Here is a 25,956-nt window from a genome sequence, read left to right as displayed (position 1 = left end):
GCGCTGATATTTTTTAGTACGATGTGAGCGTAAGGAGGTGAGCATGCCAAGTTATACCGATGAAGGCGTTGTTTTACGCACAGTTAAGCTGGGCGAAGCAGATAGAATCATCACCGTGTTAACACGCTCTCACGGTAAAATTCGTGCAGTAGCTAAGGGTGTGCGTCGCACGCGTTCTCGCTTTGGCGGGCGTTTAGAACCTTTTTCACGCAATAGTTTTCTTATCTACGAAGGCAGGGGAGAACTGCAACATATTAACCAGGTCGAATCAGTTGCTGCCTATGGTTCTACGCTGGCTGCTTCGTATGAGTCTTACGTAGCAGCCAATGTTATGGTCGAATCCGTCGATAAACTTCTTGACGCTGCTGAGCAGATGATGCCGCAGGATGTTCAGCCATACTACACGCTCCTCGTGAGCGCTTTAGCTTCTCTTGCACGCGGAGAACATAGCGCAGACGTGATTGAAAATTCTTTTCTACTCAGACTACTTTCTACGGGCGGATGGGCTCCTCGTTTAGACCGTTGCGCTGTATGTGGTCGTCAAACTGATCTTAACTATTTTTCTGTATCAGCTGGCGGAATTACTTGCTCTACCGACCGTTTTATGGATGCTCAGGAGATAAGTTACGACATGCGTGTGCAACTTTTTGCATTGCTAAAAGGTCGATGGGATTTACTTGATGAGAGCCGTCAAGATAAAGCTGCTCTCAACCCCGCAATTGGGGGAATTGTTGAGGAATGGTTGCAATACTACATTGAAAGACCCGTTCGCTCCCTCCAATTGGTAAAATCCGTGCTATGAGTTTTGAAAATGTAGATTACACGTCGTTGGATATTCCTTCGGCACCTTTTTCGCACCCAGAGATCATCCCTTCTTTCCCTCAAGGCGCCGTTCCTCGTCATGTGGGCGTGATTATGGATGGTAATGGCCGTTGGGCTCAAGAACGAGGTCTTATCCGCACAAACGGGCATCAAGCTGCAGAACCTGTGGTTTTCGATATTATCGCTGGTGCTATCGAAGCAGGCGTGCGCTATCTGAGTCTGTATACTTTTTCTACGGAAAATTGGAAGCGTTCTCCTCAAGAAGTGAGCTTCCTTATGGGCTTTTCTCGCGATATTATTCATCGTCGAGTTGCTCAAATGAATGAGTGGGGAGTGCGTGTGCGCTGGAGCGGACGCAGACCAAAGCTGTGGAAATCTGTTATTAAAGAGCTAGAAATTGCTCAAGAAAAAACAAAAAATAATACGGTTATCGATGTTATTTTCTGCATTAACTACGGAGGACGAGCGGAAATCGCGGACGCTGCTGCAGCCATAGCGCGTGAAGTAGCAGAAAGTAAAATCAAAGGTCATAAAGTAACCGAAAAAATGATTTCCGAGCATCTGTATTTGCCAGATGTTCCAGACTGCGACTTGGTTATTCGCACGTCAGGAGAGCAGCGCACCAGTAATTTCTTGCCGTGGCAGGCAGCATATGCTGAGCTTGATTTTATTCCTGAACTTTTCCCAGACTGCTCTCGTGAAGTGCTGTGGCGATCTATCCAAAAGTTTGCAGGTCGTGACCGTCGTTTTGGCGGCGTCAAGAAATAAGACGAAGAAAAACGAAGGATAAAACGAAACGTTTCGTTTACATAGCTCTCGTCCGCTTTGCACAGTAAAGTTTGGCATGAAGAAAAGTGCTCATAAGCCGTATGAGTACGCTTAAAAATAAGGAGCAAAAGTGGCTGAATCTAAGCTCGATGCCGTTGTATCCCTCGCAAAACGTCGTGGTTTCGTTTTCCCTGCAGGTGAAATTTATGGTGGAACTCGTTCCGCATGGGATTACGGTCCTTTGGGTGTAGCCCTCAAAGAAAATATTAAAGAGCAGTGGTGGCGTTTTATGGTTACTACCCGTGCAAACGTGGTGGGAGTAGACACCTCTGTTATTCTTCCTCGAGAAGTGTGGGTTGCTTCCGGTCACGTAAACGTTTTTAACGACCCATTAACTGAGTGCTTGAGCTGTCACAAGCGCTTCCGTGCTGACCACTTGGAAGAGCATTTTGAAGCAAAGCATGGTCGTTTGCCTGAATCTCAAGCTGAGATTCCTTGCCCCCAGTGCGGCACCAAAGGACAGTGGACAGAGCCTCGCGACTTTAATATGATGCTCCAAACACATCTTGGTCCTGTGGCTGATGACAATTCCTTGCATTATTTGCGTCCTGAAACTGCTCAGGGCATTTTCGTGGATTTTGCTCAGGTTCAAGCTTCTACACGCCAGAAGCCACCATTTGGTATTGCCAATATTGGTAAGAGCTTCCGTAACGAAATTACTCCAGGAAACTTCATTTTCCGCACACGCGAGTTTGAGCAGATGGAAATGGAGTTCTTCGTTAAGCCTGGTGAAGATGAGGCATGGCATCAGTATTGGATTGATGCGCGCAAGGCATGGTACACCGATTTGGGTATTGATGAAGAAAACTTGCGTTTGTATGAACATCCACAGGAGAAACTCTCCCATTACTCCAAGCGCACTGTAGATATTGAATATAAGTTCGGTTTCCAGGGTTCTGATTGGGGTGAGCTCGAGGGTATTGCTAACCGTACTGATTATGATTTGTCTGCTCATGCCAAGCATTCCGGTAAAGATTTGAGCTACTTTGATCAGGCAAGCGGTGAGCGTTATATTCCATACGTTATTGAGCCTGCTGCAGGTTTGACCCGTTCTTTGATGGCATTCCTCGTCGATGCTTATGACGTAGATGAAGCTCCAAATACCAAGGGCGGCGTAGATACACGTACTGTTTTGCGTTTGGATCCACGTTTGGCTCCAGTTAAGGCTGCGGTTTTGCCGTTGTCTAAGAAACCTGAACTGCAGACCATCGCTCAGAACTTGGCTTCCGAACTGCGCATGCATGATTGGAATATTGATTACGATGAGTCCGGTGCTATTGGTCGCCGTTACCGTCGTGAAGATGAAATCGGTACTCCTTTGTGCGTTACTGTTGATTTTGACACTATTGACGACAATGCAGTAACTATTCGTGAGCGCGATACCATGGCTCAGGAACGTGTTGCTTTGGACAAGGTTGCTGATTATGTTGCTGCTCGCGTGGGCAACTCCTTGAAGCAGTATCCACAGGGACCTCAAGAATAAGCTATTCTATGGTTAAAATAAACAAGTCCGCATCGCAGGAATTTCTCAAGAATTCGAGAGGAACTCCTTCGATGCGGACTTTGTTATCGCGGAAGGTCTCTATATCTTCTAAAGCATATTCAACTTATCTCGAGCCGCGATAGAAACCGACAATCTTATGTGCCACGAGCAAAAGAGCGTGGACATTCTTTCCTTTCCCCATACCTTACGATAAACTCGACTCTTATGGATTCATCAGCGACTTCAACAGATTCAACGACTTCAACTCAAGCCACTGGTGTGGAACCAGCTCAGAACACGGTTCTGCCATCATCTGTGCAGCTTGATCCTATTGATTTAGGCAACCATACCGTGCACACTCCTGTGCTACTTTCGCCGATGGCAGGAGTTACAAACTGGCCTTTCCGTGTATTATGCCGTAAGTATGGTCCTGATGGACTGTACGTGGCCGAGATGATTACAGCGCGTGCTCTTGTTGCACGTAATCCAAAGGCTTTGCGCTTGTGCCGTTTTGATTCTTCAGAGAAGTATCGATCACTTCAGCTCTACGGCGTCAACCCGTCTATTGTGGAGCAGGCTGCCCGCATTGTTATCGATGAGAACTTAGCAGATCATATTGATTTGAATTTTGGTTGCCCTGTTCCGAAAGTAACACGTCGCGGCGGCGGTTCGGCGTTGCCGTGGAAGAACGACTTATTTAGAGACTTATTACATCGCGTAGTAGTAGTGGCTGAACCGGCGGGAATCCCCGTTACCGCGAAAATTCGTACCGGTATTGATGACGACCACACCACTTTCCATGATTCAGCTCGCATTGCTCAGGATGAAGGCTGCAAGTTTATTGCTCTGCATGCGCGCACAACCGCTGAATATTATGGCGGTCATGCGCACTGGGATTTGATTGCTCAGCTAGTGGACGAGCTGGATATTCCTGTTATTGGTAACGGAGATATTTGGTCTGCTGAAGATGCTGTAAAAATGGTGGAAGAAACAGGATGCGCAGGTGTGGCTATTGGTCGCGGCTGCCAGGGCAGACCTTGGTTATTTGGGGATATTGCTCAGGCTTTTGCAGGCTCGAACAAGCGTATTAATCCAACCTTAGGTGAGGTAGGTCGCATTATTGTGCGTCATGCTCAGTTGCTCACAGATTTCTATGATGGTGATGAGATGATGGCTGTGCACGATTTACGCAAGCATGTTGCGTGGTACTTAAAGGGTTTCCCTGTGGGTGGCGGAACACGAGCAGCTTTTATGAAGTGCGAAAATGTTGCTGATGTGCAGGCGCAGGTTGATTTATTCGACCCAGATATTGAATTCCCGCTTAGTATTGCAGATAAACCACGCGGACGAGTGCGTTTTGCAAAGAAAGTGCATCTGCCACAGAACTGGTTGGATTCTCGAGAAATGACGCCTCAAGAGCGTGCCGATATGTTTGAAGACGATCCGATGGATGCATCCTATTAGGGCGGGAAAAGAGCATTTTATGCGATTAAAAATATTTCCTTGAGCACAGAAAGCAAGATTGGTAGAGAAAATTTTACAATTTCAGCGCGTTTTTAATTACATTTGTGAAATTTGGGCATGAATTGTATTAAAGTTGTGCGTATACGTTAACGATGGGAGCACGATGACCAGCATTCAGCATCAAGAAGTGAATGACAGCACCGTAATTAATAACGAGGAATTGAACGATAATACTGTCATTAAAGTAGTTGGCGTGGGTGGCGCTGGCGGCAATGCTGTGAACCGAATGATTAATGACGGTCTCGGCAATGTTGAATTCTTAGCTATTAACACCGATGACAAAGATTTGGCTCGTAGTGAGGCAAATGTGAAGCTTTCACTTAATGACAGCACAAGTCGTGGTCTGGGCGCAGGTGCTGACCCAGAGCGTGGTGCTAAGGCGGCTCAAGATCATAGAGATGATATTGAGCAAGCTCTTAAAGGCGCTGATTTAGTCTTTATTACAGCTGGTGAAGGCGGCGGCACTGGTACCGGTGCTAGCCCAATCGTAGCTAAAGCTGCACGTCAGCAAGGCGCTTTGACTGTTGCAGTTGTTTCTCGTCCATTTACTTTTGAAGGTCGCCGTCGTAGTGCTTCAGCAGAGTCTGGAATTGAAAATCTGCGTAAGGAAGTAGACGCTCTTATCGTTATTTCTAACGACCGACTGTTGGACAACGCCGACCGTCAGATTTCTATGGTCGATGCTTTCCATAATGCTGATCAAGCCTTGCTCTCAGGTGTGAAGGGTATTACAGAGACTTTGAATGCAGATTCCTACATTAACGTAGACTTTGCAGATATTTCTTCTGTGCTTAAAGACGCTGGAACAGCACTGTTTGGTATTGGTAAGGCTCGGGGCGAAAACCGCGCTACAAATGCTGCAGAATTAGCTTTGAACTCTCCAATGCTTGAAGGAGATATTCAGGGTGCTCATGCTGTGCTCGTAAACTTCTTTGCAGCTAGCGATTTGGGTATGCTCGAGCTGAACGACGCTATGAATTTGATTCACGATGTGTGTAGCCCAGAAGCCAATATTATTTTCGGTGTTGCTTTGGATGATTCCATAGGCGATGAACTGCAGGTAACCGTTATTGCTACTGGATTTGGTACTGCTGAACCAGGCGATGAAGCTGAAGCTCCTGTTGCAGAAAAACTATTGTCTACTCCAGCTCCTGCAGCAGCTCCAACTGTTCAGCCAGGAACTCCAGAACAGTCGGCATCAGCAGAGACTCCAGCACCTGTGCAGCAGGCTGCTCCTGCTCAAGCAGTGCCTGCTGCTGAACCTGCTCAGCCTGTATCGGCTGCTATTCCATCAGTTACTGAGAACTCCGGTGACGAAGGTGATTCCTTCGACGACTTGGAGATTCCGGAATTCCTGCGTTAAGTAGGAGGAAGTTCAATGGGTAACGTTTTTAATAAAGGATTGAGTTTCTTCGGTCTGGCAGATCCAGAAGATATTGAGCAAGAAGAAGTATCAGATATTTCTGCTCAGGATGTTCCGGAAACAGATTTTGATCGAGATGATTCTTTTAGCATGCAGTCAGCTCGTATTGCTCAAGCTGGACGCGCTACCTCAACTTCAGCTCAGAAATCTTTCCCAAAGTCTCAGATGAATCGCATCACAACTATTCATCCTCGTACGTACAACGAGGTGGAAAGTGTGGGTCGTTCATTGCGAGATGGAACACCAGTCGTGCTCAATCTGACTGGGGTAGCAGATAAAGATGCTCAACGCATTGTAGATTTCGCTATGGGAGTTGTTTTCGGTGTGCGGGGCTCTGCGGAGCGAGTAACTACGAGAGTATGGCTTTTAAGCCCTGCTGCCGTAACCATTCGACCAGAGCAGACAGAAAATAATTCTACTGCCGGATTGTTTGAGTAGGCCTATGCTATTAGGTATAGCACTTGCTCGAATAGTTCTATCCGTTCTTCTCGAAGCATATATGTCTATCCTGTTCATTCGTTTGATTTTGGATTGGGTTGCAGTGCTCACGAGATGGAAACCACGAGGTTTTATCTATACGCTGATTAACGCAGTGTATGTGGTAACTGATCCGCCGCTGAATTATTTGAGGCGCTTCATTAAGCCATTGCCAATGGGACCTATGTATCTGGACTTAAGTTTTATTGTGCTGTGGTTTGGTTTAGGTCTTGTGCGTATGTTCATATAGATTCGCATAAAACAGCGTGTTTATAACAGATTTATAAGAGATTTAATATATTTACATAGTGTGCACATGTTACTATGTAAAAGGAAAAAAGAAAGCGACTGGCTTAAGATAAGCCAAAAAGTGAGGTGAAGAGCTCGATGGCCCTGTTAACACCACAAGATATTCAGAATCACACCTTCCCAACAGTACGTTTCAAGGAAGGTTACGACATTGATGCTGTGGACGACTTCTTGGACGAAGTAGTAGTCACTGTGGAGAGTTTGGGATCTCAGGCTGTCACCAGTGCAACTGCTTCTTTGGGTAAAGATGTTGCTCCTCTCAATAATAAGATTGCTGAACTCACTGAAGAGAACAACAAACTTCGTACAGAAATTCAAGATGCACAGGCAAAGGCAGCACAAGTTTCTCAAGAGCGCGAAAATGTTGCAACGGAGCAGTCAAAGATTGCCGATGCTGCACGCGAACAGGTAGAAACCCTGACCTCTCAAAATAATCAGCTTAAAACACAGGTTGATCAGCTTAACGAGCAGATTGATCAGCTCACAGCACAGGCTGCTGAAGGTGGAGACTCCGCTAAGGCTCTCAACGATCAGCTCGAAGCAGTCAAGCGTGAACGCGATGAATACGTAAAGAGCGGCGAAACTTTGCGCGCACAGCTCAACGAAGCTAACACCAAGCTGAACGAGGTCAATGCAGCTTTGGAACAGACCCGTGCTCAGGTTGAAGCAAGCAACGGTTCTGCTTCCCAGAAGGATCAGCAGTTAGCACAGTATCAGGCTCAAATCGATAAGCTGAACCAAGATCTGCAGGCTTCTCGTGAACGTGAAGAAAGCTTGCGTAAGCAGGTTTCTGCTCTCGAACCAAGCTCTGAAACTGGTAGCTTGCAAAAGATTTCTTCTGCAGGTTCCGATGCAAACTCTGAGCCAGAACGCGCAACAGCAATGTTGGCACTGGCTATGCAGTTACACGATCAGTATGTAGATAAGGGTAAGGCTCAGAACGCTGAACTCGTAGCTGAAGGTGAAGCAATCCGCGATAAGTTGGTACGTGAAGCTAACGACTACGATAAGAACACACGTAACGAAGCAGATGAATACTCTGCAAAGACTCGTAACGATGCAGATAACTATTCTTCTGTAACTCGTAGTGAGGCCGATGAATACTCTGCAAAGACACGTTCCGATGCAGATGCATACGAGACTCAGGTGAAGAAGGCTGCAGAAGATTACTCTGCAAAGACTCACTCTGATGCAGATAACTATGCTCGTCAAGTTAAGGATAAGCTCTACGCTGATTCTAAGGTTATTGAAGGCAATATTGAAAGTCTTAAGCAGTTCGAAGCAGATTATCGTTCTCGCTTGACTGACTTCCTCGGTAACTTGTCCGCTCAGATTAGCTCCACAGATAACTATCCAGCTGATCGTGAGAAGACCGCAGAGGGTAACAACTAAGTATGGGTAGAACCTCACAAAGACGGTCACACTGGGGTGTGGCCGTCTTTCTTGCTACTTTCGCTGTCTGCGTGGCTCTCGACCAGTGGACAAAAAGCCTTGCTCTAGCGCACCTGACTACTGGTAGCGATGTGGAGCTTCTGGGACGTTTTGTGCGCTTAACACTCGTACATAATCCTGGAGCTAGCTTAGGTGTTGGCTCAGGTGTGACGTGGGTTATTACTCTTTTTGCTGTGCTCGTAAGCATTGTTTTAACAGTTTTAGGTTTGCGCACCAAGAATATGTGGTGGTCTTTCGTGAGTTCTCTTACTGTTGCTGGAGCCTTGGGTAATGTTATTGACCGTTTTATGTATGCCGATGGTTTTTTGAACGGAACTGTTGTTGATTTTATTAATTACGGTCCTTTTGTGGGTAATGTTGCCGACATTGTTCTGACCCTTGCTGCAGTGGGAATTATCGGTGGCGTGCTGTTTTCACAGCCTTTTGGTATTGCATGGCTCGATAAGCTCGTTTACGGTGGCGAGGATGAGCGTGAGCACGGTGAGCGCGGTGCAAACAGTGAAAGTGGTGAAAATACTGTGCTTGGCGAGAGCGAGGCGCAAAACTAATGGATGGTATTCTTCCGGCTCCTGATGCTCTAGTAGGGAAACGTTTAGACGTTGTTGTGTCTAAAATGATGGGCATTTCTCGCTCTGCTGCAAGCCATCTTATTGAATCAGGTCAAGTAACATTGCTGGGGCATGTTAGCGATAAATCAGCCAAGCTGGGGCGTAATGACATGCTTGAGTTCGCTCTCGAGAACAGAGAAGAAGAGCCTGAACCTATTGATCATGATATGCCGATTGTCTATGAAGATGACGATATTGTGGTGGTCGATAAACCCATTGGAATGGCTGCACATGCTTCCGTAGGATGGAACGGTCCTACGGTTCTAGGTTCTCTGCTCGCGCGTGGGGTACGTATTACTGATTATGGAGCAGCTGGGCGTCAAGGTATTGTTAGCCGTCTGGATGTAGGAACAAGCGGTCTTATGCTCGTGTGTAAATCGGAACTGGCGTATAAAGAAATGCGCCGCCAATTTTCTGAGCATGAGGTTGTGAAAACCTATCATGCTGTTGTTCAAGGCAATCTTGTGCAAAACCGTGCCACTATTGAAGCACCAATTGGACGTGATAAAGTTTCAGATTTCCGCTTTACCGTTACACCTGCTGGAAAAGAAGCCATCACCCACTGGGACGTGCTCGAACGTTTAAGTGAAGCCACCTATGTGAAAGTAAATTTGGAAACAGGACGAACACATCAAATTCGTGTGCATTTCTCGTCTATTGGTCATCCTTTAGTGGGCGATGCCATGTATGGAGCTAATCCTAAACTAACTGAAATTACTGGGTTAGAGCGTCAATGGCTTCACGCTATGCAGTTGGAATTTAAGCATCCTCGTACGAAAATGTGGACGACTGTGGAGTCCAACACGCCGAATGATTTACGCCAGGCTTTGGAAATCTTACGGCACCGTCAGTCTGAGCGTGAAAAAGAGTAAAATCTTCAAGCGCGAACGTTACAGTAGGGAGTATGGCAGACGTTAAACCTTCTGATTTCGTGCATCTGCACGTTCATACTCACTATTCCATGCTCGATGGTGCAGCACCTATTGACGCTCTCGTTAAAGCAGTCAAAGAGCAAGGTCAAACTGCTGTAGGTATTACTGATCATGGCAATATGCACGGGGCATATGAATTATGGTCAACAGCTGTAAGCGCTGGAATTAAGCCAATTATTGGTATTGAAGCGTATGTGACACCGGGAACCTCGCGTTTTGACACAACCCGTGTTCATTGGCGCACCTCAGAAGATCAGAAAAGCGATGATGTCTCTGCAAATGGTTCGTACACACATATGACCATGCTGGCAGAAAATGATGAAGGCTTAACCAATCTCCTAAAAGCATCATCCGTGGCTAACTTAGAAGGTCTTTTTGGTAAATCGCCGCGTATGGATAGGGAAGTGCTCAATACCTATGCAAAAGGCGTTATTGGAACATCTGGCTGCCCTTCGGGTGAGGTTCAAACCCGTTTGCGATTAGGTCAATTTAATGAGGCTTTACGTGCTGCTGGTGAATTCCAAGATATTTTCGGTAAAGATAATTTCTATATTGAGCTCATGGATCATGGCTTATCCATTGAAAAGCGCGTGGTGAAAGATCTCATTACTATTGCCGATAAGATAGGCGCTCCTCTCGTCGTAACCAATGATTCGCATTATGCTAAGGAAACAGATGCTGCGGCTCAAGATGCTTTGCTGTGTATTAATTCAGGTTCTCGCTTAACAGACCCGACACGCTTTAAGTTCGATGGCTCAGGCTACTACATTAAGTCAGCCAAAGAAATGTATGACCTCTTTAAGGAATTTCCTGAAGCATGCCGTAATACAGTCGAGATTGCTCAGCGTTGCAATGTGATTTTTGATGATCATCAAGATGGCGCTTTTATGCCTGAATTCGAGTGCCCAGAAGGGTGGGATGAGACTTCTCTCTTCCTTAAGCATGTGCAAGATGGTCTGATGCAACGCTATAACGGTAATGTGCCGGAAGAGGTGTCTCGTCAGGCTGATTATGAGTGCGGTGTTATTTGCCAGATGCAGTTCTGCGGTTACTTCCTTGTGGTAGCAGATTATATTAACTGGGCGAAAGAGCATGGCATTATGGTGGGACCCGGTCGTGGTTCTGCAGCAGGCTCTATGGTCGCCTATGCTATGGGCATTACTGAGCTAGATCCGCTCAAGCACGGTTTGATTTTTGAGCGTTTCCTTAACCCTGAGCGCGTGTCTCTGCCTGATATCGACGTGGATTTCGATCCAGAAGGTCGTATGAAGGTGCTCGACTATGTGGCAGAAAAATACGGTCACGATAAAGTGGCACAGTGTGTAACATATGGAACGATTAAAACAAAGCAGGCGCTTAAGGATTCGGCACGCATTATGGATTACGAGTTCTCCATGGGCGAGCTCATGACCAAAGCTTTGCCACCTGCAGTAGGCGGTAAAGATATTACTGTGCACGATATCTTTAATAAAGATGCGAAACGCTATGACGAAGCTAAAGAGTTCCGTGATCTTTATGATTCAAATGAAGACGTACAAAAGATTACCAAGCAAGCCATGGGTATTGAGGGATTGATTCGCCAGACCGGTGTGCATGCCTGCGCCACGATTATGGCGTCTAATCCGATTACGAATACCTCGCCGCTGCTTAAGCGTACTGATGGTACGGTAACGACTACTTTTGAGTATCATACCTGTGAAACGCTGGGCTTGGTGAAGATGGATTTCTTGGGTCTATCTAACTTAACAGTTATTCGCGATACCATTACGAATATCGAAAATAACGGTAAACCAAGCTTTAATATTCAGGATATTCCAATCGACGATAAGGAAACATATAAGCTTCTCTCTCGCGGCGATACGCTCGGCGTGTTCCAGCTTGATTCGGATGGTATGCGAAACCTCCTGAAATCTCTTAAGCCGGATAACTTTAACGATATTTCTGCTTTGATTGCTCTGTATCGTCCAGGTCCAATGGATGTGGATTCGCATAATAACTATGCGAAACGAAAAAATGGTTTACAGCAAATTACTGCTATCCATCCAGAAGTAGCAGAACCTTTAGCAGAAGTTCTTGATGAAACCTATGGCTTGATTGTGTATCAGGAGCAGGTGCAGTCTGCAGCACGTATTTTGGCAGGTTATTCTCTCGGTCGTGCAGACGTGTTGCGTCGAGCTATGGGTAAGAAAAAGCCGGAAGTGCTTGCCAAAGAGCAGGTGCCGTTCTTCGAGGGTATGGCTCAGCATGGGTATTCTCGAGAAGCAGCTCAGGCTGTATGGGATATTTTCGTGCCTTTCGCCGGTTATGCGTTTAATAAAGCGCATTCTGCTGCTTATGGATTGATTTCGTACTGGACGGCTTATTTAAAGACGCATTATCCAACTGAGTTTATGGCTGCTCTGCTCGAAAATGCTAAGAACGATAAGAATAAAACTGCGTTATATCTCGGTGAAGCGCGTCGCATGGGCATTCAGGTGTTGCCGCCAGATATTAACGAATCGCAATTGCAATTTTCTGCAGTGGGGGATGTGGTGCGTTTCGGTTTGGCTGCTATTCGTAATGTGGGTGCAGATCGCGTAACTGAGATCATTAAAGAGCGTGAGAGCGAGAAAGGCAAGTTTATTAACTTCCTTGATTTTGTTAATCGAGCTCCTCTCAACGCACTGAATAAGCGCATGGTTGAATCCTTGATTAAGGGTGGAGCTTTCGATAATACCGACGGCAATAGGCGAGCTTTGGTTACTATTCATGAGGAAGCTATTGATTTAGCTGCACCAATTAAACGAAAAGAAGCAGAAGGTCAGTTCGATCTTTTTGCCGATATGAGCGGCGACTCCGATATGACGGGCGTAGAAATAACCGTTCCTGATATTGAAGAGTGGGATAAATCCACGAAACTCAACTTTGAAAGAGAAATGCTCGGTTTGTATGTGTCCGATCATCCGCTCTCAGGTATGGAAAGTGTGCTAGCCGGATTGCGTGATATGTCGATTGCTCGACTGCTGAACTCTGTGGCGACTTTGGAGCCTCGCACTGTGGTTACTATAGCGGGGTTGATTACTAGCGTGGAGCGTAAGATTTCCAAGAAGGGTAATGCCTGGGCAATTATTACCGTTGAAGATATGGAAGCTTCTGTGCAATGTCTCTTCTTCGGTAAAGCATATGAGGAGAATGCATCGAAGCTCAATATCGATACGATTGTGCGTGTGCGAGGTTTTGCTGAAGCTCGCGAAGAGGCTGTATCTATTCGCGCTCAAGAATTGGAAGTGCCACGCATTGAAGATGCGGATACGTCTATTCTTCTGGTGCGCTTGCCTGAAGTGGCGTTAGTGGCTAGCCGTATGCAACAGCTTGCTGAAATTCTGCACATGCATCCAGGCTATAGCGAAGTGCAGCTGATGGTTGTGCGTCAGGATGGGTCGTGTGCTGTGGTGACAATGGGAGATAATTTCCGCGTGAAGAAAGATGCCTCCCTCTTTGGTGATATTAAAGCGATGTTTGGTCCGCATTCTATTGCATAAACCCAGGAGCGGGAGTGCAGTTCAGAGTGCGTGCTGAACTGCACTGAACCGTCTCCCGTTTCGTTTAATGAGATGTTTGTGTCTGCTCGCGCGTATTTAGTTGGGCATTCCTATTACACTCAAACTATGGCAGAACAAATTATTCGAACAATTGATGTGCGCGGAACATCTCTGTCTCGCGCTGAACTTCTCGAAACCGTTCCTCGTGCTCAGATGGGCGTAAGCCAAGCAGAAGAACTGGTTGCCCCAATTTTGGAAGCAGTAAAAACACGTGGCGCTGCAGCCTTGCGTGATTACGCTGAAAAATTTGACCATGTTCGTCCTCGCAATCTTCGTGTTCCGGTAGAAGCAATGCAGCATGCTCTGGATACGCTTGAGCCACACGTACGTGCGGCTATTGAAGAATCGGTATCCCGTATTCGTGCTGTGTGTCAGTCTCAGGTGCCTCAAGACTTTTCCACGCCGTTGGCTGATGGTGCTCGAGTTTCTCAGCGTTGGATTCCAGTTGAGCGCGTAGGCCTATATGTGCCGGGTGGCAAGGCTGTATATCCTACATCCGTGATTATGAATGCGGTTCCAGCTCAGGCCGCTGGCGTGGAATCATTAGCTATTGCGACTCCACCATGTGCAGACAACCCCGATGGGCTGCCAAATGCTACGATTTTGGCGACGTGCGCAATCTTGGGCGTCGAGGAAGTTTATGCTGTGGGCGGTGCTCAGGCTGTTGCAATGTTTGCTTATGGCGCCAAGGGTAGTGAACCTCAAGATGGCGAAGTGCTGTGTGAACCAGTAGATATGATTACTGGTCCTGGAAATATTTTCGTGGCCACAGCAAAGCACATGATTTCGGGTGTATGCGGCATTGATGCTGAAGCTGGTCCATCAGAAATCGGCATTATTGCTGACTCTACTGCTAATCCTGCATGGCTAGCAGTAGATCTTATGGGTCAAGCTGAACACGACGAGCTGGCTGGTTCCGTGCTCATCACTGATGACGAAGCATTAGCACAGAAGGTTATTGCTGAACTGGAAGAGCGCGTTCCTCGCACGAAGAACAGCGAACGTATGGCTACAGCTTTGCGCGGCACGCAGTCTGCTATTGTTCTGACCGATAATCTTGATCAGTCTATTGATGTAGCTAATGCATATGCTGCAGAGCATTTGGAAATTCATACTGCTCAGGCTGACGATGTTGTGAAGCGTATTCGCAATGCCGGAGCTATTTTCCGTGGACCATACTCTCCAGTTCCTTTGGGCGATTATATGTCTGGTTCAAACCACGTTCTGCCAACAGGCGGCACGGCTCGTTTCCAGTCAGGTTTGGGCGTGCACACCTTTATGAAGGCTGTTGAAGTTATTGAATATGACGAGCAGGGTTTGAAAGCACTCGCTCGCAAGGTCAATGATTTTGCAGTCAGCGAGGATCTTCCAGCTCATGGCGAATGTGTGCTGACCCGTTTTATCGACGATCCATATAATAAGGAGACCCTGGCAGCTCAGGAAGACGCTGCCGGATTGTAGAACAGTGCCATGTGTGGGGTTCATGCGACCCTACACATGGTTGTATTGTGGCATACACACATCTCAAGGAGAATTATGAGCTCAAGCATTCCACGCACAATTCCACTGCGTAACGATTTAGCAGGGGAGGAGCCTTATGGTGCTCCACAATTAGATGTTCCTGTATGTTTGAATGTGAATGAAAATCCATACGAACCAAGCCCACAAGTTATTGAGTCTATTGTTGAACGCATTCGTCAGATTGCGCCTACACTCAATCGCTATCCAGACCGTGAACACATTGCTTTGCGTGAAGCTCTGTGCACGTATCTGAAGCGTGAAACTGGCGTGAGCTTAGAAACCGAGCAACTATGGGCAGCAAACGGTTCGAATGAAATCATGTTGCAGATTTTCCAAGCTTTCGGCGGTCCTGGACGCACTGCTCTAGGCTTTGCTCCAACCTACTCCATGTATCCTGAATATGCACGCGATACCTTCACCACGTGGACAACGGTAAACCGAGCTGATGATTTTACTGTAGACGTAGAAGCTGGTATTGCTGCCATTAAAGATATTCACCCAGCGATTGTTCTGATTACCAGCCCAAATAATCCAACAGGAACACCTATAGATGTCGATGATATCGCCCGCATTGCCGAAGCGTGCCAAAACGTGGAAGTAGTTGGTGCTGCAGAGGGCGCACATCCTATCGTTATTGTGGACGAAGCATACGCAGAGTTTCGGCGCGAAGGCGTTCCTAGCGCGCATACGCTCATCGAGCGTTACGATAATATCGCTGTCAGCCGCACGCTATCCAAAGCTTTTGCATATGCGGGCGCTCGCGTAGGTTATATCGCAGGCTCTCAAGGCGCTATCGATGCGTTACGTATTGTTCGCATGCCATATCATTTAAGCGCGCTAACTCAAGCAGCTGCTCTAGCCGCGCTCGATCATACTGATGAACAGCTCAGCCAGGTACAGCACTTACGACAGACGCGCGATGAAACTGCCCAATGGCTATCTGAGCAGGTCTATCATGGCAAAAAACTACAGGTAGCCGCCAGCGATTCAAACTTTATTATGTTCGGTCGTTTCAATAACCGTCATCTTGTTTTCGAAAAACTGCTCGAACGCGGAGTACTTATCCGAGAAGTCGGTCCAGACGGATTTATGCGTGTATGCATGGGAACAGACGAAGAAATGGAAACGTTTAGAACAGCTTTTCTGCCGGTTCTTGACGAGTTAAATGCTTCAGGCTTATAAAGAGCATAGCACTCGCACGAGGAAAGAGGACGGATATGGCACGTACCGCAACAATTACACGTACAACAAGCGAATCATCAATTGAGTTGAGCCTTAACCTAGATGGCACAGGAAAAACTCAGATTGATACCTCTGTACCTTTTTATGATCATATGATGACTGCTTTGGGTAAGCATTCGTTGATAGATTTAACGATTAAGGCTACAGGTGATACACATATTGACGCGCATCATACAGTAGAAGATATTGCTATCGTTTTCGGTGAAGCTCTTAAGCAGGCTTTGGGAGATAAGCGCGGGATTACGCGCTTTGCTGATTGTCTTGTGCCTTTGGATGAAGCATTGGCACAGTGTGTTGTTGATATTTCTGGACGTCCTTATGCACAGTGCTCAGGTGAACCAGAAGGTTTTGAATACGCTATGATTGGCGGACACTTTACTGGCTCCTTGGTTCGCCACGCACTGGAATCAATTGCTTACCATGCAGGTATCTGCTTGCATATGCGCGTGCTATCCGGTCGCGATCCTCACCATATTGCAGAAGCTGAGTTCAAAGCTCTTGCGCGAGCTTTGCGTGCTGCTGTCAGTGTCGATCCGCGCGTCGATGGTATTCCAAGCACTAAGGGAGCTCTCTAAATGACTAATAAGAAAAAAGACTCCTCTGATGATTTGAGCGATGCTCAGGTTAATGCTGCTTTTGCAGACATAGAGAAGCAGTTCTCTGATGATTTTGGCGCTCAACTCGATGATAATCTGATTGACCCACATTTTAATGACGAGCTAGAAGGAATTCTCGGTAATAAAGCGAAGGTAGCTCTTTTACTAACGAATGTAGCAAAAGCTGGTATTTTGGCGGCATTTTGTAAGGGCTGTGGAATTGACGCACATTGTGTGGAATACAATCAAGGTAGCTTTGCCATACTGCGCGATCTTGAAGACGATGGTCCAGAGCAGACAGCATCCATTATTTCACGAGCAATGGAAGGTGTTGGCGCTATTCTGTGTGTGAATCGTGCTGATAGGTTAAAGATTACAATCTGGTTCGCCGGTGAGTGCCATCCGGAAGAACAGATTGCACCTCTCTTCCTCGAAGCTTTCGACCCCACTATTGAAGATTTGCTGATTGGAGCTCAAAAAATCGAAGATCTTGATGTAGCAGGGTATGTGCAGGCAGACTCGCGTGACTTCCGTACTAATAAAGAAGCAAAAGAATTCCTTATGCCTTATATGGAATTCTTAGAAGACCACAACGATGAAGACGAAGAGTAGGAGAGCGTGTGCCTTCAGTAGTTGTTTTTGATTATGGTTTTGGAAATGTGCGCTCCATGGTGCGCGCTATCGACAATATTGGCGTAGACGTAGAACTTACAAGCGATCGCCAAGCAGCCTTAGACGCTGATGGTCTTGTTGTTCCTGGTGTAGGCGCATACGCCGCCTGCATGAAGGGATTACGTGCTGCTGGCGGTGACGATATTGTCTATGAACGTATTGCTCACTCTCAGCCAGTATTAGGTGTATGTGTGGGCGAACAGGTTATGTTTAACGAAGGAAACGAACGCTCAGTATATTGCGAGGGTCTAGGTTTAATCGCAGGATCAGTCAACCTCTTGGATGCTCAGGTCGTTCCACATATGGGATGGAATACTGTTCAAGCACCAGATTCCAGCAGCCTCTTTAACAATATTGCCTCTGAGCGTTTCTATTTTGTACACTCCTACGCTGCTCACGCTCATGCTGATGGCTCCCCAATCGGCGTGGCTACACATGAGGATGCCTTTACACAGCCAGTGCAGGCGCGCATAACTACTGCATCATACGGCAACGATACTTTTATTGCGGCTGTAGAAAAAGGCTCGTTGGCGGCCACACAATTCCATCCAGAAAAATCAGGTGAAGCCGGAGCACAACTTCTGAAAAACTGGGTATCTACTTTTAACGAAAAATGATAAACGAGGGGGATTTCTATGCTCACTCTTCTTCCTGCTGTGGACGTGCGTAATGGCAAAGCCGTGCGCCTGCGTCAAGGTGAGTCAGGTTCGGAAACTGATTACGGCAGCCCTTTTGATGCTGCTGTGCAATGGGTAGATCAGGGCGCGCAATGGATTCACATGGTGGATTTAGATGCTGCTTTCGGAACAGGCAATAATCGCGCACAAGTCCATGATATTGTGGAACAGCTTGGATCGCGCGTTCATATTGAACTCTCCGGAGGTATTCGCGATGATGCGTCTCTTGAAGCCGCTTTTGAGGCTGGAGCTGCTCGTGTGAATATTGGTACTGCTGCATTGGAAAACCCTGAATGGACAGCGCAGGTTATTTCTCGTTACGGGGAGAAAGTTGCGGTGGGCTTGGATGTGCGTGGCACTACTTTAGCTGGTCGTGGGTGGACAAGCCAGGGTGGTGATTTATTCGAGATGATTGATGTGCTTAATCATGCTGGCTGCTCACGCTATGTAGTAACTGATGTGAACCGCGATGGCATGATGTCTGGCCCGAATGTTGATTTGCTGGCTCAGGTTGCAGATCATACGGATGCGCGTGTAACGGCTTCCGGAGGTATTTCCACGCTTGACGACTTGAAGACACTGTCTACAATAGGTAAAGGTGTGGATGCTGCAATTTTAGGTAAGTCCTTGTATTCTGGCGCTTTTACCTTGCCAGAGGCTTTGGAATTGACACAGAACTCCTGAACACATAATAGAAACATTTGATTGAGATAATAGCGATATGAATAAGCAACAAGAATTCGCATTACGTGCTGTAGAAGAACGGGATATACGTTTTATCCGTTTATGGTTTACCGATGTTTTGGGTCAGCTCAAGTCTGTGGCGATTGCTCCAGCCGAGTTGGAGGACGCTTTCGAAGAGGGTATTGGTTTCGATGGTTCGGCTATTGAGGGCTTAACACGTGTGTCGGAAGACGACATGATTGTGCGTCCAGATCCAACCACCTTCCAGATTTTGCCATGGCGAGGCGGCCCTCAGGGCACAGCACGCATGTTCTGCGATGTGCTTACGCCAGAAGGTCAGCCTTCGCTCGGCGATCCACGCTACGTGCTCAAGCGCACGCTGGATCAGGCTAAGGAAATGGGCTTTACCTTCTACGTGCATCCGGAAATCGAATTCTACTTGTTCGAACATCAGGACGATTATTCCAAGCCTCCAGTGCCTATCGATTCTGGCGGTTATTTCGATCATGTGCCACGCAGCTCGGGAATGGATTTCCGTCGTGCAGCAGTGAATATGCTTGAACAGATGGGTATTTCTGTTGAATATTCCCATCATGAGGCAGGTCCTGGTCAAAACGAGATTGATTTGCGCTATGCCGATGCTTTGGCTATTGCCGACAATATTATGACTTTCCGCACCGTGGTGAAGGAAATTTCCTTGGAGCGCGGTATTCATGCCAGCTTTATGCCGAAGCCATTGGTTGATCAGCCAGGTTCAGGTATGCATACACATTTGAGCTTGTTTGAAGGTGACGCTAACGCTTTCTATGAGGCAGGTCAAGAATTCAATATGAGCACAACAGCACGTCAGTTTGCTGCTGGTTTGATTTATCATGCTGCAGAAATTACTGCTGTTACTAATCAGTATGTTAATTCTTATAAGCGTTTGTGGGGCGGGGCAGAAGCTCCAAGCTTCATTTGCTGGGGACATAACAATCGTTCTGCTCTGTTGCGCATTCCACAGTATAAGCCAGGCAAAGGTAATTCCGCACGAATGGAGTTCCGCGGTTTGGATCCTGTTGCTAACCCATATTTGGCTTATTCTGTGCTTTTAGCTGCTGGTTTAGATGGCATTAAGCAGGGCATGGAGTTGGGAGAGCCAACCAGTGATGATGTTTGGGAGCTGACTGATTTAGAGCGTTTAGCTATGGGTATTCAGCCTCTGCCAGATTCCTTGGATACTGCTTTAAAGGTGATGGAAAAGTCCGACTTTGTAGCATCTGTGCTTGGCGAGCATGTTTTCGAATACTTCTTGCGCAATAAGCGCAAAGAGTGGGAGGAGTACCGTATGCAGGTTACTCCATATGAGTTGCAGAAGTATCTGCCTCGCCTGTAATTATTATTAGGGCTGTAACACGAACAGTGTTACAGCCCTTTGCTTTCGATTTCGAATATAACGCATGCAGTAGAGGTAACTCCTGCTGAAATCCGAAGTAGCTATTAATCCATAGCTTTGCGCAATCTCTTCAAACTGACAGGATACGCTGTTCCATATTCCTGCGCCCATAAGGATACAAGGAATTCTTCATACATCCAACGCACCTGTTCAGCAGTATGTTCAGCAGAATCATGAACAGGCCCTGCCGGGGTTTTATCAGCCCGAGCTCTGGCAGACTGAACAAGCTGATACGCTTCATCTGCCTGCCAAGCCCACTGCACATCGCGGTCTTTATTAACCTTCGCTTTCTCTATACGCAAGCAGTCAGCTTTCAAATAGCGAGCGATGCGCGGCAAAGAGTCAGCAGGAGTACGCGCAATAAAACCATCATTAACCAGAGCATGAGCATGAGCGTGCACAGACTGCAGAACAGATAAAAGCGGTAAATCTGCCGTACCAGATACTAACTGCTCAACAGCAGCAAAGGACTGCAAAATCTGCATAACATCGCGTGCAACTGCATAAACAGTATCCTCAAATACGTTGATAATACCGGAAATATCTTCAGCTAAAGCACGGTCTGAATCAATAGACTCAATATGTGGCAGTAAACGCTTAACCGCAGCCATCTGCATATCATTTATGCAAGCGTCTATAGACGAGTACGGCGCAGACGCCAAAATCAACGCTTCTGTGCCGAGCCAACGTGAGCGAATACGATCTGCAGGAAGTTTTACAGCATCGAGAGCGCTTGACCATAGCATATCTTGACGTAACTGAGTTGTTACGCCTGCGTTATGGAGCAAATCAACACGTTTGACTTCTTGACCGGCTTGGCTTGCCTGCTGAGCTTGACGAGAAATCGTGTGTCGCGCTGATTTTTGCGCTTGAGAGCTAAAACGTTGCTGCAGATCGCTCAAACTTTTTGACGTGGCAAGAACCTGAGCTTTCCTTTTGATTTTTCCGCGTGCAGAACGTACAGGATCTGACTCCACGGCAAAATTCAGGCGCACAAAACCAGGCAAACGTTCAATTTGATCTCGACTAAAATCTTCAGGATGCAGTTGCGCATTAGTCACAGAAATCGCAGCCTGAGTAAAAGCATGCGTAAAGTCAGGGATTTGCTCATCTAAAGCCTGCTCGCTACCTGGAAAAGCAGTAAAACGTTCATCTAATACAGCACGAATTTTCTGTGCGGTTTGGGGAGCAGGAACGAACTGCACGCGCAAAGCTTTAGGAAGTGACTTAATAGTGTGCACAATCAAATCGTCAAGAATTCCGGGAACAGTCCATGTAAAATCACTGTCTTGCACACGCAATAAAGCAGACAGAGGAATATGCACGGTTACGCCATCATCTTCAGCATGTGGATCATATTTATAGCTTAATTTAAAAGCAAAAGCAGTACCATCACTACCGCGCACATGCCAGCGGTCTGGATAATCCGCTAAATCCGTTGATTGAGTGTTTTGTAAACGCTCAACTTTATCAGGATTAAAAGTCAAGAGATGAGGATGCTCATGACGTTCCGTTTTCCACCAATGAGCTAACTGTGCGACGCTCGTAATAGTGGAAGGAAGAACATGATCATAAAAATCATAGAGATCTTGATCAGAGACTACATCAGCAATTACGCGCGTACGATGCGTTTCTTCTTGAGCCTGCTCCAGCACATCCATATTCGACTGAATAAACTCGTCTCCAGCGAAGCGGCGCGTAATATCGCCTTCAATCAGACCCTGACGAATTAATAGGTCGCGAGCTTCAGCAGGGTTAATACGACCCCATTGCACAGTTTTATCGGTAATAATCGGTAAACCATACAAATGAATTGTAGACGATGCTACAGCACTACCAGCCGAACCAGACCAGTGAGGAGCTCCATACGAGGTGCGTGTTAAATCTTTAGCAAGATCATACGCCCAAGCAGGATCAATCGCAGCACAGGAACGCGCCCATAAACGCGAAGTTTCAACAAGCTCAGCAGCCATAACCCATGCTGGGGTAGATGATGCTACAGAAGAAGCAGGGAAAAGAGCAAAATGCGTTCCACGCGCACCCTGATAATCGTTCTTCGCCATCTTTGCTGCTCGTTTCATAGCACGAGCCCGAGCAGCGCCCTTTAAGCCTGCAAACTGTGAAGCTTTCGGCTCCCTCACCACCTGCATACCCATGCTCGAAAGTAAGCCAGCAAGCATAGCACGGTGAATAGAATCACCATCCCACGAGTAGGCTAGCGCACCGGAAGCCTGCTGAGCCTGAGGAAGAGCAAGAATCTGCTCACTTGGTTGCCTAAGTGGATGAACTGTACCAACAGTCCACTTCATCTCCTTGCATACGCTACTGAGCTGTTCATACAAGTCATGCCATTGCCTCATGCGCATAAAATGAACAAACTCAGAGCGGCACAGCTTACGCATGGACGAACTCGATAGCTTGTGCTCAGGGTTATAGAAAAACATCCACAAATTCAAAGCAGTGAGGAAGTCGGAAGATGCATCTGCAAAACGTTTATGAATGCGGTCTGCTTCCTCTCTTTGCTCTTCAGGACGTTCACGCGGATCTTGCACGCTCAAAAAGGCCACAATAATCAGAATAGCGGCAAGTGTATCTGGGGTGGAACGGCTCGCCTCAATAATCATGCGTGCTAAACGCACATCTACAGGAATACGTGCCAACTGTTTACCAATACGCGTGAGAACCACAGAAGTGTTCGAACGCTGTGAAGTTTGCGAACGTGAACGCCGAGACGTGACGCGCTTAATGGCGCGCAACTCTAACAGTTCATTAAAACCGTCGCTTACCGCGCGCATATCGGGCGAATCAATAAAACCAAAATGAGTCACATCATCTGCTGTATGAGCTACGCCCACAGCCAGCATCTGCAAAACAACTGATCCCAAAGAGGTACGTACAATCTCAGGATCGGTAAAAGCAGGACGCGACTCGAAATCTTCAGACGAATACAAACGAATTGTTAGACCATCAGCAATACGACCGCAACGTCCAGAACGCTGATTAGCGCTCGCCTGAGAAATCGGTTCAATAGGCAAACGCTGCACTTTCGCAGTCTTCGAATAACGAGAAATACGAGCAAAACCAGGATCAACCACATAGCGAATTCCTGGAACAGTTAAGGAGGTTTCCGCCACGTTCGTCGCCAAAATAATACGTTGATGCGTATGCGCTTCAAAAATCTTATGCTGTTCTTTCGCGCTCAATCTAGCGAAAAGAGGCACAATCTCAATGAAATCTGAACGTTTAGCATCACTAGCTCGTGCGCCAAAAGCGCGACGAATAGCCTGCTCATACTCACGTATATCGCGCTCGCCAGCCGCGAATACCAAAATATCGCGTGGGCCGTTAGTATGAGTGGAATGAACAACCAGCTGAGCGCAGGCGCGTGCTACAGCAGTTGAAACCATCATATCGTCATCGGAAGAGTTAGCATCAGTGGTATTGTTCAAACCATTGAAAGCACTGAGGTTACGCACAACAGAGGGGGCAGAGCCCACAGGTTCATACACAATCTGAACAGGGTAAGTACGTCCGCTTACCTCAATAATCGGAACGTTTTTGCCTAAAACCGCAGCAAAATGTTCCTGAAATTTCTGCGAATCGATGGTTGCTGAGGTAATAATAAGCTTCAAATCAGGGCGTTTTGGAAGCAAAGCGGTAATATAACCAAGCAAAAAATCAATATTTAAGCTACGCTCATGTGCCTCATCAATCATAATGGTGTCGTAGGCACTTAAAAGCGGATCATGCTGAATATGAGCGAGCAAAATACCGTCAGTGGCAATAACCAAGCGGGTTTGAGCTGAACTTTCATCGGTAAAACGCACGCGGTAGCCCACCTGATCGCCCAGCTTAGTGTGCAGTTCCTCGCTAATACGTTCGGCTACAGAACGCGCAGCAATACGGCGAGGTTGGGTAACGATAACTTTTTTACCATGCGAACCGCGACCCATATCCAACAGCATTTTCGGAATTTGTGTTGTTTTACCCGAACCAGTTTGTCCTGAAACAATAACAACCTGTGAGTTGCGCACTGCCTGCGTAATCTCGGACAAGCTGTGAGATACTGGCAGAGCATCGGGATAGCTAAAGTGCAGTGAATCCTTGGCTACTGATGGTGTGCTTATATTATCGTTCATAGTGGTATTCATAGTGTGTGCTTAGTGCGAGCGGTTATCTTGTTACTTAACTTGCCGCTTAGCGCGGGCTTTTGGTGCGGTGGAGTATCGCGAGCGTTTTGTATGAGCACTTATCCTGCCGTTTAGTGTGGGCATTTAGTGCGGGTATTTAGTGTAGGTGCTCCACCTCAATAATGCGGTAGCCCTTGGCAGAAGCGAATTTCGAAACTGCAAATGCAGGGCGTTCTTCTGTTGCAGTTGATGTTCCTGTCGATGTCCCTGTCGATTCGGTTGCGTTGAGATTCTCGTCGAGCCACGACATCAGCGAATCAGCGCCCAAATGTTTTTGCACCACCATAAAAGCATGACCGCCCACAGTCAGGCGTGGCAGATAAGTGAGTAGGAGAGTGTGTAAATCATTCTTTCCAATGCGAATTGGCGGGTTAGACCACATAAGATCGAAAGTAACGTTGCTCCACTCTTGGGCATAAGATGCAGCGAAACTTTCTGCTGTACCTGCTCGCACGTTGGTATACCCGGCGCGTTTTGCGTTGAGATCCGTAAGCTCTACGGCACGCTCATTGACGTCAAGAGCCCATACCACAGCGTTTTGTGGAGCTTCGGCTGCGGCTGCGATGCTGATGGGACCCCAACCGCATCCAATATCAAGGATGTGTGGCGCGTGCTGTGCACCTGTATCGTCTAGATAATCGGGTGAAGGAATGCGGTCAAGCAGCACCTTCGTCCCCAAATCAAGACGATGTGTGGAGAAAACACTGCGAGATACGGTTACCTCGTAGTCAGTTCCGCGTAGAGAAACAGTTATGTTTTTGCGCTCATCTTCGGTTGATGGTTGTGCGCTAAAGTACTGTTCGTTTGGCTTGTTCAGACTGTTTTTCTTGCTCACTGAATGTCCTGTCTATTCTGCTGCTTGCTGCTGTTTTCTGCTGTTTTCTACTGCTATGCGCTGCTTTTGCTTTTTACGCATTTTACGGACTGCTTTCTGCGCTAATCTCTGTGTTGCGTTTGTGGCGCCCCTTTAGCGCACGGATGCATATGATAACCGCAGTATTTCTCTGTGAAAATTGTACAAAATCCGGGCGAAATATCGTTATGAGAAGAGCTGTGAGAGAACATAATAGGGTTTAGGCGATGATAAGCGGAGCACGTATTTCGCGTTTGGATTGAGTTTTTGTGCTCAGGGGCAACTTAAGTGATTAATGCACCTGCTATGCCACGTATGAAGCCATTTTTGTGCATCAAAACTGGCATATCGGATGTATTAATCGCTTAAGTAGAATGTGGCTCCTGCATTTGGCTCTGTATTGGCCACCTGCATTCGTCACCTGTATCCCGACACGTGTCCCCACCTATCAAAAAACGTGCTATGCTATACACTTATCCGATTGATTAAACGCTTAACCAAAGATGGGGAGCGTTGCGAGTAGGTTTATCGATGGAGGGCCTGCACAACGACACATACGAGATGCGCGTGAAGCTCGTTCGGCATGTATGCGGTGATGAACGGTGATGAACAATTATCGTGACGCATAAAGAACGACATGAAGGGGA

Annotated in this window: 20 protein-coding genes; 18 read left to right on the top strand and 2 right to left on the bottom strand. The window is 47.0% G+C overall.

Going from position 1 to position 25,956, the window contains the following annotated elements; translation table 11 throughout:
- The first annotated feature begins 43 nt into the window (after positions 1-43).
- The 18 genes from recO (at position 44) to glnA (ending at position 20,206) form a co-directional block, all read left to right on the top strand.
- On the top strand, positions 44-802 hold the full coding sequence (recO, locus tag G464_RS0100960; protein ID WP_022856386.1) for a DNA repair protein RecO: 759 nt from the start codon (positions 44-46) through the stop codon (positions 800-802).
- A complete protein-coding gene (locus G464_RS0100955; RefSeq protein ID WP_021618117.1) occupies positions 799-1,590 on the top strand; it encodes an isoprenyl transferase in 792 nt (263 codons plus the stop codon). Before recO ends, G464_RS0100955 begins: the two co-directional genes overlap by 4 nt.
- Positions 1,591-1,720: 130 nt before the next feature.
- Positions 1,721-3,133, top strand: a complete 1,413-nt coding sequence (locus G464_RS0100950) for a glycine--tRNA ligase (protein WP_021618118.1) — start codon at positions 1,721-1,723, stop codon at positions 3,131-3,133.
- A gap of 225 nt (positions 3,134-3,358) precedes the next feature.
- Positions 3,359-4,597 carry a tRNA dihydrouridine synthase DusB gene (gene dusB / locus G464_RS0100945; RefSeq protein ID WP_022856385.1) on the top strand — a complete coding sequence of 413 codons (1,239 nt, stop codon included), beginning with the start codon at positions 3,359-3,361 and terminating at the stop codon, positions 4,595-4,597.
- A 163-nt stretch (positions 4,598-4,760) separates the two neighbouring features.
- Positions 4,761-6,020, top strand: a complete 1,260-nt coding sequence (gene ftsZ, locus G464_RS0100940; protein WP_021618120.1) for a cell division protein FtsZ — start codon at positions 4,761-4,763, stop codon at positions 6,018-6,020.
- Between the two features lie 15 nt (positions 6,021-6,035).
- The gene (locus tag G464_RS0100935; protein WP_021618121.1) at positions 6,036-6,518 is read left to right on the top strand and encodes a cell division protein SepF; all 483 of its coding nucleotides are present in this window, start codon (positions 6,036-6,038) and stop codon (positions 6,516-6,518) included.
- A gap of 4 nt (positions 6,519-6,522) precedes the next feature.
- A complete protein-coding gene (locus tag G464_RS0100930; RefSeq protein ID WP_021618122.1) occupies positions 6,523-6,807 on the top strand; it encodes a YggT family protein in 285 nt (94 codons plus the stop codon).
- Between the two features lie 137 nt (positions 6,808-6,944).
- A complete protein-coding gene (locus G464_RS0100925; protein WP_022856384.1) occupies positions 6,945-8,258 on the top strand; it encodes a DivIVA domain-containing protein in 1,314 nt (437 codons plus the stop codon).
- Positions 8,259-8,260: 2 nt separating this feature from the next.
- Entirely contained in the window at positions 8,261-8,866 is a 606-nt protein-coding gene (locus G464_RS08385) for a signal peptidase II (protein ID WP_080651106.1), read from the top strand.
- The gene (locus G464_RS0100915; protein ID WP_022856382.1) at positions 8,866-9,798 is read left to right on the top strand and encodes an RluA family pseudouridine synthase; all 933 of its coding nucleotides are present in this window, start codon (positions 8,866-8,868) and stop codon (positions 9,796-9,798) included. Before G464_RS08385 ends, G464_RS0100915 begins: the two co-directional genes overlap by 1 nt.
- A 32-nt stretch (positions 9,799-9,830) precedes the next feature.
- Complete coding sequence (dnaE, locus tag G464_RS0100910; RefSeq protein WP_022856381.1) at positions 9,831-13,379, top strand: DNA polymerase III subunit alpha; 3,549 nt, start codon at positions 9,831-9,833, stop codon at positions 13,377-13,379.
- A gap of 126 nt (positions 13,380-13,505) precedes the next feature.
- The gene (hisD, locus tag G464_RS0100905; protein ID WP_026472498.1) at positions 13,506-14,900 is read left to right on the top strand and encodes a histidinol dehydrogenase; all 1,395 of its coding nucleotides are present in this window, start codon (positions 13,506-13,508) and stop codon (positions 14,898-14,900) included.
- 75 nt (positions 14,901-14,975) lie between these two features.
- Positions 14,976-16,142: a histidinol-phosphate transaminase gene (locus tag G464_RS0100900; RefSeq protein ID WP_021618128.1), complete on the top strand. Its 1,167-nt coding sequence runs from the start codon at positions 14,976-14,978 to the stop codon at positions 16,140-16,142.
- Between the two features lie 35 nt (positions 16,143-16,177).
- On the top strand, positions 16,178-16,777 hold the full coding sequence (gene hisB, locus G464_RS0100895) for an imidazoleglycerol-phosphate dehydratase HisB (protein WP_022856379.1): 600 nt from the start codon (positions 16,178-16,180) through the stop codon (positions 16,775-16,777).
- Entirely contained in the window at positions 16,778-17,410 is a 633-nt protein-coding gene (locus G464_RS09575; protein ID WP_021618130.1) for a hypothetical protein, read from the top strand. It begins immediately after the preceding gene.
- 8 nt (positions 17,411-17,418) lie between these two features.
- The gene (gene hisH / locus G464_RS0100885; RefSeq protein WP_022856378.1) at positions 17,419-18,087 is read left to right on the top strand and encodes an imidazole glycerol phosphate synthase subunit HisH; all 669 of its coding nucleotides are present in this window, start codon (positions 17,419-17,421) and stop codon (positions 18,085-18,087) included.
- 18 nt (positions 18,088-18,105) lie between these two features.
- Complete coding sequence (priA, locus tag G464_RS0100880) at positions 18,106-18,831, top strand: bifunctional 1-(5-phosphoribosyl)-5-((5-phosphoribosylamino)methylideneamino)imidazole-4-carboxamide isomerase/phosphoribosylanthranilate isomerase PriA (protein ID WP_022856377.1); 726 nt, start codon at positions 18,106-18,108, stop codon at positions 18,829-18,831.
- 37 nt (positions 18,832-18,868) lie between these two features.
- Complete coding sequence (glnA, locus tag G464_RS0100875) at positions 18,869-20,206, top strand: type I glutamate--ammonia ligase (RefSeq protein ID WP_021618133.1); 1,338 nt, start codon at positions 18,869-18,871, stop codon at positions 20,204-20,206.
- A gap of 104 nt (positions 20,207-20,310) precedes the next feature.
- On the opposite strand, the gene hrpA is transcribed toward glnA, so the two are convergent.
- Entirely contained in the window at positions 20,311-24,363 is a 4,053-nt protein-coding gene (gene hrpA / locus G464_RS0100870) for an ATP-dependent RNA helicase HrpA (RefSeq protein WP_026472497.1), read from the bottom strand.
- 190 nt (positions 24,364-24,553) lie between these two features.
- Entirely contained in the window at positions 24,554-25,291 is a 738-nt protein-coding gene (locus G464_RS0100865) for a class I SAM-dependent methyltransferase (protein ID WP_022856375.1), read from the bottom strand.
- Positions 25,292-25,956: the final 665 nt, after the last annotated feature.

Source organism: Alloscardovia omnicolens DSM 21503 (assembly GCF_000420505.1).
GTDB classification, from domain to species: domain Bacteria; phylum Actinomycetota; class Actinomycetes; order Actinomycetales; family Bifidobacteriaceae; genus Alloscardovia; species Alloscardovia omnicolens.
Note: the sequence above shows the minus strand (reverse complement) of the source record. Positions and strands in the feature narration are given on the sequence as shown.